Below are 13941 nucleotides of genomic sequence, written 5' to 3'. Positions count from 1 at the left end.
ACGGACCGGGTCCGGTGGGCTACCAGGTCACGGGCAGCGAGTGCACTCCGTAGACGAGCATGTCGTCGCGGAACGGCAGCTCCGCCACCGGCACCGCGAGCCGCAGGCCCGGGAAGCGGGAGAACAGGCCGACGAGCATGGTCTCCAACTCGGCGCGGGCCAGGTTCTGTCCCAGGCAGGCGTGCGGTCCGTGGCCGAACGCCACGTGCTGGACGGGGTCGCGGTCCAGGTCGAGCCGGTCCGCGGCCGGGCACAGGGCCGGGTCGAGGTTGGCGGCGGCCAGACTGGCCGCGACCCACTCCCCCGCACGGATCCGCTGTCCGCCGATCTCCACGTCCTCGACCGCCCGCCGGACGAGTCCCCCGCCGCCCGCGATGCCCATCAGACGGCGCATCAGTTCCTCGACGGCCTGCCCGGCCCGCTCGGGTCGGGCGGTGAACTTGGCCAGTTCCTCGGGGTGTTGGAGGAGAGTGATGACGGCCATCGCGCAGAAGTTGGCGGTCGTCTCGTGTCCGGCGATCAGCAGCCCGATGCAGAGCGAGGTCACCTCCGCGCGGTCGAGGTCGGGTTGCTCGTGCAGCAGGCGGCTGATCAGGTCGTCACGGGGGTCGGCGAGCCTGGCGTCGAAGACCGGGGCGAGGATGTCGCCGAGCCGCGCGAAGGAGCGCTGCACGTCCTCGGCGGTGGGGTTCAGGCCCAGGGCGTTGGCCGCCGCGTCCTGGAACGCCTCCCGGTGCTCGTACGGCACGCCGAGCAGCTCCGCGATCACCAGGGACGGCACCGGCAGCGTGAAGGCGCTCACCAGGTCGACCGGGGCGGGGCCGCGCGCCATGTCGTCGAGGTGGTCGTCGACGATCTGCTGGATGCGCGGACGCAGCCGTGCGACGCGCTTGACCATGAAGTCCTTCGTCAACTTCCGGCGGAAGTGCTGGTGTTCCTCACCGTCGGCGGTGTTGAACGCGGCCGGGTTGTCCATCGGCGGCCTGGATACCGCCCGCAGTTGCGGTTCGATGTCGTCCCGGCGGCTGCTGAACCGCTGCGGGTCGCCCATCACGGCGCGGAAGTACGCGGTGCCGGAGACCAGCCAGGCATCGATGCCGTTGGGGAAGCGGACCCTGCGCACCGGTTCCGTGCGCAGCAGCTCGGGCAGTGCGCGGACCGGGCCGAGGGCGTGGTCGCGTTCGCGCGGCAGGGGGATGGGTTCGTGCACGGGACAAGACACGTCAGGCTCCTCGGAGTTGGGGGCGTGGTGACGGTGGCGGACAGGCCCTACGGCTGCACCGTGATGGCCAGCGCGGGGCAGCGGCCGGCGGCGTCCTCGACCTCGGCCAGCGCCTGCTGCGGCGGGGCGGGGTCGAGGAGGACGACGATGCCGTCCTCGTCGCGCTGGTCGAAGACCTCGGCGGCGGCCAGCACGCACTGCCCGGCGCCCACGCACTTGTCCTGGTCAATGGTGATCTTCATCGGGTCTTCCTCGTCGTGTCGTCGGTGCGGCGGGGCGGTTGCGTTCCTGGACTGCCGGACTGCCGGACCGGTGCGGCAAAGGGTCAACCGGCCTGCCTGGCATGGCTGCCCGGCATGGTCGTCCGGCGCGAGCGCCGCGGGCTACCAGGTCACCGGGAGCTCGTGGACGCCGTAGACGATCATGTCGTGGCGCATCGGGACCTGTTCCGCCGGCAGCGCCAGGCGCAGGTCCGGGAAGCGGTCGAGCAGCGCGGAGAGGGCCGCCTTCATCTCCACCCGGGCCAGTTGCTGTCCCAGGCACTGGTGGATGCCGTGGCCGAAGGCCAGGTGGGGGCGGTACGGTCGGCCGACGTCCAACTGGTCGGGGTCGCCGGTGAAGTGTGCCGCATCGCGGTTTCCGGACGGCAGGCTGGCCACCACCGTCGAGCCGGCCGGTATCCGGTGGCCGCCCAACTCCACGTCCTCCAGGGCCGTGCGGCGCACCCCGTACTGAATGACGCTCAGATAGCGCAGCAGCTCCTCGACGGCCGTGTCCATCAGCGCCGGGTCGTTCCGCAACGCCTCCCACTGGTCGGGGTGGCGCAACAGGCACATGGTGCCGAGCGCGATCATGTTGGCCGTCGTCTCGTGCCCGGCGAGCAGCAACAGCACCCCGACGCCGGCCAGTTCCTCGTCGGTCAGTTCGCCGGTCCGCACCAGGCCACTGAGGATGTCGTCGCCGGGCTCGGCCCGCTTGGCGCACACGAGTCGGCCGAGGAAGCCGGTCAGTGCCTGGTGGGCCCGTTGGGCTTCGTCGAGACTGGCGTCGAGCCGGATGAGGGTGGCGGAATCCCGCTGGAAGTCCTCCCGGTCGGCGTAGGGCACGCCGAGCAGCACGCAGATCACCAACGAGGGGACCGGCAGCGCGAAGGCCCGCACGAGGTCGATCGGGCCCCCGGCGGCGGCCATCGCGTCCAGCCGCTCGGCGACGATCTTCTCCACCGCGGGGGTCAGTTGCCGCATCCGCCGCACGGTGAACTGGCCGGTGAGCAGCCGGCGGAGCCGGGTGTGCTCCGGCGGGTCCATCATCAGGAAGTTCCCCGGCGTGGGCACCGGCAGCTCGGCGTCGTCCACGGGCCCGCTCCCGGTCCGCAGGCGACGGCGCCGGGAGCTCAACCGCGGATCGGCCAGTGCCGCCCGCGCCTCCTCGTACCCCGTGATCAGCCAGCCGGCCACGCCGTCGGGCAGGGTCACCTCCGCGACGGGGTGCTGTTCGCGCAGCGTGCGGTACTCCGGCGGCGGGTCGAACGGACAGGTCCGCACGGTCGGTTGGGTCGTCACGTCGGGTCGTGTTGCGGTCATGACTGGGAGGCCCTTTCCACGGGGTGGGAGGTTGGGGTGCAGGGGGTCGGCTCGGCGCTCAGGGGGCCGGGGATGCCGCAGCGGTGCGCGCCGACGCAGCGCCGGTAGACGCGCCATCCCACCAGCGCGCCGAGCGCGAGGACGACCGGTCCGAACGCGTCGACCGAGCCGAGCGCGATCGTCTGGCCGGTGAAGAACAGCGGGAGTTGGATCGCCAACATCACCAGATGGCCGGCGTACATCACCAGGTTGCCCCGGGTGAAGGCCCGCCGACGCACCGCACAGCGCCGCCATCGGGTCCGCTCCCCCGTGATCAGCCCGACCATCAGGCCCATCGGCGGCCAACCCCACAGCAGCAGCACCGGCGTCACCACGGCCATCACGCTGTGCAGCGCCAGGCCGGGGAGGAAGAAGTCCGTTGCCCGGCCGGTGCGGGCGGCGAGCACGCCCCCGACGCAGATCAGGCAGAGCGCGGCGAGCGCACGCCGCGCGGATTCCGCACGCGCGATCCGGTACACACAGATCCCGGCCGCGGCCGCCACGGCCAGTGCCAGCGCGACCACCAACCGATGCGTGACGGCGAAGCTCACGGTGAATCCGAAGACCGGGGCGATATCGATCGCCACGCCCCGCAGCCGGCGCCGGACGGCGGCTCCGGCGGCGTCCGCACGGTGTTCCCCAGGATGCACGGTGGTTCCAACCCCTCAACGGATGCCGGTCGTTCGGCGGCTCGGACAGTCACCACCGTGCCCTCCCGCGCCCGCCCTGTCGTCGCCCGTCCGCAGACTCTTGATCTGCTGCGGACGCAGTAGGGGTCGGGCGGCGCCTGCTGCGAACGCAGGCCGCGCCGGGCGCCCCGGAACGGGCCGGAGCCCGTGACCGTTCCCCGGTCACGGGCTCCGATGTTCGTCAATGTGCCTGCTGCTAGGTGGGGTTGGGATTCCGGCGACGGGCGGCCGGGGGTGCGGGCTCAGGCACCGGCCGGCGTGGGGCAGGCGGCGGAGGCCGCCGTGCGGGCCACCCCGTCGCCGTCGGCACCGTCGTCGCGAGATCACCCGGCCCGCCAGGCAGTAGTCCGCACCGAAGTTGGTGTTGCCGGAGGCGATCACCCCGCGCAACAGCGCCCGGTTGGCCTCGATGTTCAGGAAGCGGATGACCTGTTTGGGCACCGCGCCGGCCCGTTCGCCGCCGCCGTAGGTCGGCACGATCAGCACATACGGCTCGGTGACCGCCGGCAGCCCCTCGCGGTGGGGGTGCAGGGGGATGCGGGTGGCGGGCAGGCCCAACTTCTCCACGAAGCGCCTGGTGTTCTCCGAGACGCTGGAGAAATACACGAGACCGCTCATCGGCCGCCGTCTCCTCTCGCTCGTTCCCGTGTCCGTCCGAGGACCGGGAGGGCAGGAGCGTCGCGGCGCGTACGACAGGCACCGGGTCGGCGGAAGGAGGACACGCCTCACCCGGGTCCGTGCGACTGCCACGCGGCCCTCCCTCGGGGCCTCGGAGCGCGCGTACGCCGCTGTCGACGCACGCACCGGTGGCAGGTCTTCGGACTCGCGGGCACACCCTCCTCCTTCGTGGAGGAGGACACCTACTGGCCGTCGCTTCCCAGGCCCGTGCTCCGGGCCCAGTGCGTCTGACGGCGGTCGTTCCCGCTCACCGCTGCGGGGCAGTCCCGGACTCGCACCGGGTTCCCTCTTGCCTCGCCGGGCACGGGTGTGCCTGGCGAACCACCAGCACAAACAACACTACATCTAGAACCGGGCGGCCGTCGCCCACCCAGATGTTGTGCCACGAGCACGATTTAGGTATACCTAAGTCCGCAGGCGTCGGTGCGCCGTTCGCAGACGGCGGCGCCCCCGTCGGGCTCCGGTGACACTGCCGGAGCCCGACGGGGGCGCGGGTGTTACGGCGACGGTCAGCCGGTCTCGTTGGCCGTGCCGGCTTCGTCGGTGGCGTCGGCTCCGCCGGCCTTGTCGGCGTTGTCCGCCTTCTGGCCCCAGCGGTGTTCCAGCTTGGCCAGGCGCCAGTAGGTCAGGGCGCAGGCCCAGACGACCACGAACAGGCCGACGATGAGGTAGCCGACGTTGTTGAGGTCGATGTTGGAGATCCAGTCGGTGAGCCCGTCCCGCCAGCCGAGGTTGTCGTGCAGCACGCCGATGAGCTCGATGGTGCCGATGAGGAAGGCGACCGCGATGGACAGGCCGGTGATGGTGAGGTTGTAGTAGACCTTGCGCACCGGGTTGGCGAACGCCCAGTGGTAGGCGAAGTTCATGAAGGTGCCGTCGAGCGTGTCGAAGAGGCTCATTCCGGCCGCGAAGAGCAGCGGCAGGCAGAGGATCGCGTACCAGGGCAGGCCGGCGGCGGCGCCGGAACCGGCCATGACCATCAGGGCGACCTCGGTCGCGGTGTCGAAGCCGAGGCCGAACAGCACGCCGACCGGGTACATCTGCCCGGGGCGTCGGATCGACCGGGTCAGCCGGCCCAGGATCCGGTTCATGAAGCCGCGGTTGGCGAGGTGCTTCTCCAGCTCGTGCTCGTCGAACTGTCCGGCGCGCATGGCCTTGAAGACCCGGTAGATCCCGGCCAGCGCGACGAGGTTGAGGGCGGCGATCAGATAGAGGAACGCGCCGGAGATGGTGGTGCCGATGACGCCGAGGGTGACGTGGGCGCCGGAGTTCTCGTTCGCGAGGGTGCCGGCGACCTTAGCGCCGGCGGCGATCAGGCCCGCCATGGCCAGCACGATGGTGGAGTGGCCGATGGCGAACCAGAAGCCCACCGAGACGGGGCGCTGGCCGTCGGCCATCAGCTTGCGGGTGGTGTTGTCGATGGCGGCGATGTGGTCGGCGTCGAACGCGTGCCGCATGCCCAACGTGTAGGCGGTGATACCGAGTCCGACTCCGAAGACCTGCTTGCCGACGGTGTAGTGGTGCGGCGCCACCATGGCGGCCAGGATGACGAAGGCCACCAGGTGCATGGCGGCAATCACCGCGAACAGGACACCGGTGCGTATCCAGTCCTGCCGCTGCCAGCGCTGCGGGAGGGTGGATGCGGTGGTGGATGGCGTGGGGGAATTTTGCAACAGGGGCATATCAGGCAGCCTCTCCAGCACCTCGTGGATGGGTCGTTGTGCGGTGCCGTGGCCGGTCTCCTGGCTTACGGGTCCAACGTCCGCGCAGCCGCCTTCCCGGGCATCAGCTGCCCAGTGGCACCCGCCGTTCCCGGCGGGGATGGCGCGAGGACTTCCCGATCACAGTGGCGAGGGCCGCCCCGGTCTCACACCGGTCTTCCCGAGCACCACGGCGGCAGCAACAGTAGGCCGGTAATCGACCCTCGACAATCTTGTGCAGTTGCGTAATCCGTGCAATGAGGGGGCGCGTGTGAGCACGGGAGGGCGCACTTTTGAGCCAGCTGTGCGACGTGGCGGCTGGGGCGCCGGGGTATTCGATGACGCTCCTGCGCCTGCCGGGGTCCGGCCGGCTGCCGCTCGGGCCCCGCGCACCTCCGCCCCCGCATCGGCGGGCGGCCGATACGGGGGCGGAGGGCGGTGCGACGGTCACGGGGTGGGGCGCGGCCACCGACCGGGTCCGGTCAGCGGGGCGCGGCGTCGCGGATCGTCAGCGTGCCTGTTTGGCGGTGCAACCACCGGACGCGCAGGCCGTCAGCCAGGCGTCGAAGTCGGCGTCGTAGCGGGTGCCGATGTCGCGGTTGTAGACGGCGTAGCCGCCCGCGTAGTCGCCGGTCCTGAAGTGCCCCAGCATGGTGGCGACGTCCTGCGGGTGCTTCTCGAACATGTAGCGGACCGCGAGGTAGCCCCACGGGTAGGTGCGGGTCTCATTGCTGTTGGCGTAGGTGGTCTGGAACAACGTGCTGAGTTTGTAGGTGTGTTGGCCGGCCTGGCGTACCGCCTCGTCGTCGGTGACGCCCCGGTAGCCGTACGAGACGTACTCGGCGAGCCCCTCGATCCACCAGACGTCCGGGACGGTGGTCTGCTGGGTGAAGTCGCCCTTCATGTCGTCGCGGGCGTCGAGGTAGTGGGTGTACTCGTGGTTGAGGTTCCAGATCCGGGCGGGGAAGCCGTCGTCGGAGTCCTTCTGGTACATGATCGACATCGGCTGGTTGTCGGGCTTGGTCGGGTCGCCGACCAGGGTGATGCCGCCGTTGTTGGTGTCGACCCCGTAGATCGCCCCGGCGTAGGTCTGGTAGTCGTTGCGGCTGCCGAAGATGACGAGTTGGACGGTCGACTCGTGTTGGCCGGGTATCGGGCCGTTGTCCTTGACAAGTTGGTGGAAGTACGGGTCCTGCCGCAGCAGGCTGGCGCAGGTGGCGTCGAGGTCGGCGGCGGTCAGGGCCTGTGCGCGGAGGGTGTGGGTCTGGTCGCAGGGGTGGTCGATCGGGAGTGCCGCCTTGGTGAGTTGGCCGGCCAGGTCACACACTCCGTAGGAGGCGCAGTTGGCCTTGTCGTAGAAGTCGACCTGACTGGCGACCGTGACCCACAGGGGCGCGGTCGGGCCGGTGATCTTCGAGGCGTTCAGCAGGCCCTTGACGAGCGGTCGGACCTTGGCCTGGAGGGGTTGGTGTTCGACGTAACGCCCCACGTTCATACCGGCGTTGGAGTCCAGGAAGGAGTTGTCGGTGCCCAGCAGCTTGAGGTGGTCCAGCGCGAACGAGTTGAGCGTGTCGATGATGCTCGGGTCGGCCGTCACCGCCTTGACGTACTCCTCGTTCCAGTTCCCGCGCCAGAGCGGGGTGTAGACGTCGTTGACGGCGGCCAGCATGCTGGGGATGGTGTCGTAGGAGTCGTTGTAGCCCTTGAGCACCCGGTCGTAGACGGCCAGGTAGCGGCCCTGTTCGTTGGCGCTGTCGGAGAGGACCAGGGCCTCGCCGAGCACCTCGCCGTTCCCCGAAGAGACGTCCTTCGAGCGGGAGTTGGCGAAGAAGGCGTCCAGGCCGCCCGCGGTGGCCGTGGCCAGGTTCTGGCCGTACGGGCCCACGTCGGAGGGGTGGTTGTACTGCACGTAGTAGCCGGCGCGCAGGAAGAGCACGAGCTGCCACATCTCGCCGGAGTTGTCACCGGTGTAGGAGGACGCCCCGTCCTTGAAGGCGTTGGCGATGGTGACCATCTGTTCCTCGCGGAACACGTCGTGCGCGTCCCTGCCGGCGAGCGAGAAGAGCGAGTTGACGCACTCCATGGTCGCGGCCTTGACCGCGGTGACCAGGTCGGGTCCGGTGCGGCCGCCGAAGTCGCCCGGGCTGCACGAGGCCGGGGCGGGGCGCTGGCCGCCCCTGTGCTCCGCCGCCGCAGTCGAAGAAGTGGGGGGATTCTTCGCGCTGAGCGGGCGGAGTAGGGCGGGGCCGACCGGCCGGCTCTGGAGCACGGAACGTTCGCCGGAGCCGAGGGTCGGGCCGGTGGGCGAGGGGGCTTTCGGGGACGGGGGGAAGTGCGGCGCGGTGCGATAAGTAGCGTGCTCCACACCGGACTTGGACGAGGGGGTGGCGAGCGCCGGCGTCGCCATGAGACCGGCGATCGTCGCACCGGCGGCCAGGCCGCCGATCACACATCTGGGCCAGGTTAAGCGAGAGCGCATCCCTGCTCCTTCGTGGACGACAGGCGCCCCGGAAGAGGCCGAGGCGTGATCGTCACCTTCTCAAGGCACCCCTCCCGCCGACAACGACGCGTGCCATAGCACCCGGTACCGCCCGGCCATAACAGCCCGCGGGTCGGCGCCCCCGGCCCGTCCGCCACCCCCTACGGCCTGGCCAGACTCCAGGTCCGGGAGGCCCAGGTCCGCAGGTGCGGCGACTGTGCGATCAGCGCGCGGTAGGCCGCGGAGGCCGCGCCGACCAGGGTGTCGGCGCACTCGTCGGCCAGGCTCTCCCGCCGCCAGGCCAGCACATAGCGGCACCACAGCGGCGTTCCGATCAGTGGCTTGACAACGACGCCGGGAATCGGCCGGAGCGTCGCCTGCACGACCGCCACCCCGAGGCTCTCCGCGATCATGCTCTGCAACTGGAGCTGGTCGCCGAGGAATTCGTGCACCGCGGCCGGGACGAATCCGGCCGACTCGCAGGCCGCGTAGAACACCCCGGGCCAGCCCGCCCCGTCGTCCGGCGTCACGAACCAGGCACTGTCGGCCAGCTCCGCGAGCCCCACCTCCACCCGGTGCCTGAGCCGGTGCCGCGCCGACAGGGCGAGGAAGGACGGCTCGGTGACGATCCCGCGGTGCGCCACCGCGGCCGAGTGCCGCAGCTCCAACCCCGGGTAGTCGGCCGCGATGGCCGCGTCCACCGCACCGCCCTCCAGCAGGCGGACGATCTCCGACGACGCGTACACGCTGCTCACCGTGAGCGCGACATCGGGCAGTCGGCTCCGCAGCCGGGCCACCATCCCGGACAGGACCGGGGAGTTGGTCGCAGCCAGGCGGAGCAGCCGGCGCGATCCGGCCGCGTTCCCGCCCGGCCGGCGCCCGATGGCCTCCGCCCGGGCCAGTACGTCGCGGGCCTGCGCCAGGACCTCCGTACCGTACGGGGTCAACTCCACGCCCGACGCGTTCCGCTCGAACAGCGGGGCCCCGAAGTGCCGCTCGATGCGCCGGAGTTGGGTGCTCATCGCCGGCTGCGAGTAGCCCAGCTCCGCCGCGGCCCGCCCCACGCTCCCGACGTCGGCGATCGCACACAGCACCCTCAGGTGCCGAAGCTCCAGCTCCATGCGCACGCTCCTTCCGCTCGACCGGGGAGACGCCGGCGCCGACACCGATGACGACGCCAACGTCGGTGCCTCACGCGGACGTTGGGCGTGGACTCGGCTCCGACTCCAGATGGGCCTTGAGGCGTTCGAGCGTGGTGCCGATGTGAGTGCCGTTGGCCGACCTGCGGTCGAGCACACCGGTGATGAGGACGGCGGCGGGGACGAACCACAGCGGCACCCGCATCCAGTTGGTCTCGGTGACCGTGCAGCCGTCCCCGGTGGGCTCGATGTCGTACTGCCAGCGCGAGATGGGGAGGGCGAGCGGCGTCGCCGTCACCTCGTAGGCGAAGCGCCGGGCGGGTTCGGCGTCGGTCACACGGCAGCGGGTGGCCCATCGGCGCGGGCCGTTGCGGTTCCAGCCCTGGAAGCGCGCGCCCACGGCCGGGCCGCTGGCGCCGCCCAACCAGCGGGCGCGGTACGCCTCCTCGGCGAAGCGGACCATGACGGTCGGGTCGCTGACGACCGCGTACGCCTCGGCCGGGCTGACGCCGATCGCGACGGTGCCGGTGGCGGCGGGCTCCGGGAACCGGGGTATGTGCATCGGGCTTCTCCTCCGCTGATGTCGTCGGCGATTACATCAGCGGAGGAGACGGCCGTACAAGACTGTCGCCGCGGCTTCGGGGCGCCGCCCGCCCCTCCCACCCGGGACAAATGTCATGCCGGGGTCCATGAGGCTTGGCCCTACCGGGAGTTCGGCCGGGCGGCGAGGCTGGGGCGTGAGCACAACGCAGGGAAACACCAGAGGCCGACGGGTTCAACGGGGGTCGGCCACTACCCGACTCAACGGAGGAGAAATGAGGTTCACCTCGCGTCGCCTCGTGCCGTTCGTACTGGCCGCCGGGCTCACCGGGGCCGCCTGTCTGGGGTCGTCCGCCGTGGCGGCGCCGCCGGAGCGGCCGGTGGTGGCCACCGATGCGGGCTCGGTGCGCGGCGTCGAGCACGGGGACTACCGGACGTTCGCCGGGGTCCCGTATGCCGCGCCGCCCGTGGGCCGGCTGCGGTGGCGGCCGCCCGCCCCGGTCCGACCGTGGTCGGGCGTGCGGGACGCCGATCGCCCCGGCAGCGCCTGCCCGCAGACACCCAACGGGGAGGTCCGCGGCGGCAGTACGAACGAGGACTGCCTGTATCTGAACGTCACCGCCCCGAGGACGGATCGGCACCGGCCGCTGCCGGTCGTGGTGTGGCTGCACGGCGGCGGATTCCTCACCGGCACCGGCAGCAGCTACGACGCGCACCGGATGGCCGTGCGCGGCCGGGTCGTCGTGGTGACGGTCAACTACCGGCTGGGGATCTTCGGCAACTTCGGCTATCCGGACCTGCCCGGCTCGGGCGACTTCGGACTGGCCGACCAGCAGGCGGCGCTGCGCTGGGTGCAGCGCAACGCCGGCTCCTTCGGCGGCGACCGGCACAACGTCACCCTCGCCGGGGAGTCGGCCGGCGGAATGAGCACCTGCACCCAGCTCACGTCGCCGAGCGCGGCCGGGTTGTTCGCCAAGGCGATCGTTCAAAGCGGCGCCTGCGCGGTCGATTTCGGCAGGAACGCCGTCTATCCGGGGGTCGGTCACTTCTCCCCCTGGATCTCACAGACGGATCTCCGGTCCGCTGGCCGTCAGGACGCCGCGAAACTGGGTTGCGCACAGCCCGCCCGGGCACTGTCGTGCCTGCGCGGCAAGCCCGTCGCCGCACTCCTGAGCGCCAACACGGACTTCCAACAGGTCTCCTACGGCACGCCACTGGTGCCGCAACGCCCGGTGACCGCACTGCGCCAGGGCCGGTTCCACAAGGTCCCCGTCCTCCAGGGCCACACCCGCGACGAGATGCGGGCCTTCGTCGCCACCCTGCAACACCAGCAGCCGATCACCGCGGACTCCTACCGCGCCCTGCTGCGAGACACCTTCGGCGACCGCGCCCGGCAGTGGGCGGCGGTCTACTCCCCCGCCACCTACGGCACCCCCGCGCTGGCCTGGGCGGCGCTCAACACCGACCGGGTCTTCGCCTGCCCGACCCTCGCCACCGACCGGCTGCTGGCCCGTCAAACCCCCACCTACGCCTACGAGTTCGCCGACCGTCAGGCACCCAACGTCGGCTATCCCGAATCTCCGCAACTCCCGTTGGGCGCCGCACACGCCACCGAGCTCGCCTACCTCTTCGACCTCGGCGGCCGGCACGCCCGCTTCACCGCCGCCCAGGACGCCCTGGCCGGGCAGATGGTCGACTACTGGACGACCTTCGCGCACACCGGCGCGCCCCACGCCCGGGACCTGCCGCGCTGGCCGCGGATGTCGACCGACGACACCGACCCCTACGTCCAGCAGCTCAACACCGGGCCGGGCGGCATCCACCGCGCGGACTTCGTCACCGACCACCACTGCCGGCTCTGGTCGCACGCATAAGCGCGAGGTCTGAGCCGGGGCCGCGTACCGACAGGGGTACGCGGCCCCGGTTCACGGCCGGTTCGTGCGTTCCCAGCCGCGGCCGGGCGGCCGGGGGGCGCTGGTCGACTGGGACGCCTTCTTCGGCACCCTGCGGGAACTGGACTTCGACGGCGTGGCCACCGCCTGCGTCCTCGCCCGGGAGGAACGCGCCGACGACTCCTCGGCGTTCATGCTCGACCGCATCACCAAGGAGCTGGCCCGCTGACTCCCTGGCCGCCTACCGCCGGGGCGACGGCTCGCCCTGCCCGCCCTGGAGATCGGCCAGCAGCTCCGCCTGTCCGGCCAGCACTCCGGACAGGATCGCCCGCGCCACCCGCAGCAGCTCGGCCACGTGCGGGCTGGTCAGTGCGTAGTAGACGGTCGAGCCCTCTTTGCGGGTCGTGACCAGGTTCATCCTGCGCAGGACCGCCAACTGCTGGGAGAGGTTCGCGGGTTCGACGCCCACTTCCGGCAGCATCTCGGCCACCGCGTGCTCGCGCTGGCTCAGCAGTTCCAGGACGCGGATGCGCACGGGGTGGCCGAGCGTCTTGAAGAACTCGGCCTTCAGCCGGTAAAGCGGTGTGCTCATCGCGTCGCCACTCCCTCCGCACACCAGCACGGTCCCGCCCACCGGGCCGCGACGCTGCGCGCCCACCCACTCGTGAAGGTCATGCAGCCCATCCTCGTACGCGCAGCGGCAGGACCGAACCCGGCCGGGCCGAACCGCGTCGAGCCGCCGGCTTCAGCGGCGAGGACCCCAGCGGTGGCAAACACTAGCAACGGGTCGGCACATGCCCCATGCCTTGGATTTTCCAAGTACATGCTTGGAAAATCCAAGACGATGTGTCTACGATGCCTGACGTGATGGCGGGTCGGGGACTTGACCGACGAGGCACCGGGTGGGACGGAACGGAGCGGCGGACTCAGAGATGCGTGTGGTGATCCTGTGCGGCGGAGAGAGCACGGAACGAGACGTCTCCCACGCTTCGGGCCGGTCGGTGGCCCGGGCGTTGCTGGAGCGGGGGCACGAGGTGACGCTCGTCGACCCGGCCGCCGACGTACCGGTTCTCGCCGGGCCGCTGCAACCCGGCGACGCCGTCGAGGAGATCGCGGTCGGGAAGGAACCGCCGTCCCCGACCGACCGGCAGCGGTTGCGGCACCACATGCACGCGGCCCTGACCGGCGGTCCGGTCCTGGAACTGCTGCGCGGTGCGGAGCTGGTGTTCCTGGCGCTGCACGGCGGCTGGGGCGAGGACGGGCACGTGCAGGCGCTGCTGGAGATGGCGCGGCTGCCCTTCACCGGTGCCGACAGCGCCGCCTGCGCCGCGGCCTGGCACAAGCCGCGGGCGCAGGCGGTGTTGGGCGCGGCCGGTCTGCCGGTGGCCAACCGGGTGCCGTGGCGGCCCGGGACGCGGGAGGTGCCGCGGGCCGTACGGGAACTGGTGGCCGCCGGGCCGGTGGTGGTCAAGCCGGTGGCGGGCGGTTCGAGCGTGTCGGTCCACCGGGTCGACTCGCTCCCCGAACTGGCGCTCCGCGCCGCCGACGCGCACGCCGGCGAGGAACTCATGGTCGAACCGTTCCTCCCGGGGCGGGAGTTCACCGTGGGCGTGGTCGGCAGCCGGGCGCTACCCGTGGTCGAGATCGAGCTGACGACCCCCCTGTTCGACTACGCGGCGAAGTACCAGCCCGGCGGGGTCGGCGAGGTCTGCCCAGCCCGGGTGCCGGACGACTTCGCACGCCGGCTCCAGGACCTCGCCGTCCGCGCGCACCGGGCCCTGGGCTTCGGCGCCGATGCGTACTCGCGCACCGACTTCCGCTGCGACGGTCACGGCGCGCCGATGTGCATCGAGGTCAACGCGCTTCCCGGCCTGACGGCGACGAGCCTGCTGCCGCTCGCCGCCACCGGGGCCAACTGGACCTATCCCGAACTGATACAGCGCATCGCTGACCTCGCACGGCCGTCGGCGCGATGACCGG

Annotated in this window: 12 protein-coding genes, 1 pseudogene and 2 riboswitches; of the genes and pseudogenes, 3 read left to right on the top strand and 10 right to left on the bottom strand. The window is 71.4% G+C overall.

Features of this window, described 5'->3' with window-relative positions; genetic code table 11:
• Nucleotides 1–19 precede the first annotated feature (19 nt).
• From ACIQU6_RS19260 to ACIQU6_RS19220, 9 genes are all read right to left on the bottom strand, one after another.
• Nucleotides 20–1222, bottom strand: a complete 1203-nt coding sequence (locus ACIQU6_RS19260; RefSeq protein WP_403482828.1) for a cytochrome P450 — start codon at nucleotides 1220–1222, stop codon at nucleotides 20–22.
• Nucleotides 1223–1269: 47 nt separating this feature from the next.
• A complete protein-coding gene (locus ACIQU6_RS19255; protein ID WP_403482827.1) occupies nucleotides 1270–1464 on the bottom strand; it encodes a ferredoxin in 195 nt (64 codons plus the stop codon).
• A 141-nt stretch (nucleotides 1465–1605) separates the two neighbouring features.
• On the bottom strand, nucleotides 1606–2805 hold the full coding sequence (locus ACIQU6_RS19250) for a cytochrome P450 (protein ID WP_403482826.1): 1200 nt from the start codon (nucleotides 2803–2805) through the stop codon (nucleotides 1606–1608).
• Nucleotides 2802–3494: a DUF3159 domain-containing protein gene (locus tag ACIQU6_RS19245; RefSeq protein ID WP_403482825.1), complete on the bottom strand. Its 693-nt coding sequence runs from the start codon at nucleotides 3492–3494 to the stop codon at nucleotides 2802–2804. Before ACIQU6_RS19245 ends, ACIQU6_RS19250 begins: the two co-directional genes overlap by 4 nt.
• A gap of 201 nt (nucleotides 3495–3695) precedes the next feature.
• Nucleotides 3696–4151: a class Ib ribonucleoside-diphosphate reductase assembly flavoprotein NrdI gene (gene nrdI / locus ACIQU6_RS19240; protein ID WP_403482824.1), complete on the bottom strand. Its 456-nt coding sequence runs from the start codon at nucleotides 4149–4151 to the stop codon at nucleotides 3696–3698.
• A gap of 172 nt (nucleotides 4152–4323) precedes the next feature.
• Nucleotides 4324–4552, bottom strand: a riboswitch (cobalamin riboswitch).
• Between the two features lie 168 nt (nucleotides 4553–4720).
• The gene (locus ACIQU6_RS19235; RefSeq protein ID WP_403482823.1) at nucleotides 4721–5893 is read right to left on the bottom strand and encodes a HoxN/HupN/NixA family nickel/cobalt transporter; all 1173 of its coding nucleotides are present in this window, start codon (nucleotides 5891–5893) and stop codon (nucleotides 4721–4723) included.
• Between the two features lie 32 nt (nucleotides 5894–5925).
• A riboswitch (cobalamin riboswitch) is annotated at nucleotides 5926–6119 on the bottom strand.
• A gap of 300 nt (nucleotides 6120–6419) precedes the next feature.
• Complete coding sequence (locus ACIQU6_RS19230) at nucleotides 6420–8390, bottom strand: collagenase (protein ID WP_403482822.1); 1971 nt, start codon at nucleotides 8388–8390, stop codon at nucleotides 6420–6422.
• Between the two features lie 161 nt (nucleotides 8391–8551).
• A complete protein-coding gene (locus tag ACIQU6_RS19225; RefSeq protein WP_403482821.1) occupies nucleotides 8552–9511 on the bottom strand; it encodes a LysR substrate-binding domain-containing protein in 960 nt (319 codons plus the stop codon).
• A gap of 70 nt (nucleotides 9512–9581) precedes the next feature.
• Nucleotides 9582–10091 (bottom strand): SRPBCC family protein, encoded by a 510-nt coding sequence (locus ACIQU6_RS19220; protein WP_403482820.1) that lies wholly within the window; start codon nucleotides 10089–10091, stop codon nucleotides 9582–9584.
• Nucleotides 10092–10344: 253 nt separating this feature from the next.
• Here ACIQU6_RS19220 and ACIQU6_RS19215 point away from each other — a divergent pair, with 253 nt between their 5' ends.
• Together ACIQU6_RS19215 and ACIQU6_RS19210 are read left to right on the top strand one after the other, a co-directional pair.
• Entirely contained in the window at nucleotides 10345–11943 is a 1599-nt protein-coding gene (locus tag ACIQU6_RS19215) for a carboxylesterase/lipase family protein (protein WP_403482819.1), read from the top strand.
• A 103-nt stretch (nucleotides 11944–12046) separates the two neighbouring features.
• A pseudogene (locus ACIQU6_RS19210) lies at nucleotides 12047–12190 on the top strand (sugar phosphate isomerase/epimerase); the annotation flags it as partial.
• A 12-nt stretch (nucleotides 12191–12202) separates the two neighbouring features.
• Here the strand turns inward: ACIQU6_RS19210 and ACIQU6_RS19205 are convergent.
• Complete coding sequence (locus ACIQU6_RS19205) at nucleotides 12203–12553, bottom strand: ArsR/SmtB family transcription factor (RefSeq protein WP_403482818.1); 351 nt, start codon at nucleotides 12551–12553, stop codon at nucleotides 12203–12205.
• Between the two features lie 340 nt (nucleotides 12554–12893).
• Between ACIQU6_RS19205 and ACIQU6_RS19200 the strand changes: the two genes are divergently transcribed.
• Nucleotides 12894–13937, top strand: coding sequence for a D-alanine--D-alanine ligase (locus tag ACIQU6_RS19200; protein ID WP_403482817.1), 1044 nt, complete (start codon nucleotides 12894–12896; stop codon nucleotides 13935–13937).
• Nucleotides 13938–13941: the final 4 nt, after the last annotated feature.

Source organism: Streptomyces sp. NPDC090442, from assembly GCF_044769405.1.
Taxonomy (GTDB): domain Bacteria; phylum Actinomycetota; class Actinomycetes; order Streptomycetales; family Streptomycetaceae; genus Streptomyces.
This window is presented reverse-complemented; position numbering and strand designations above follow the sequence as displayed.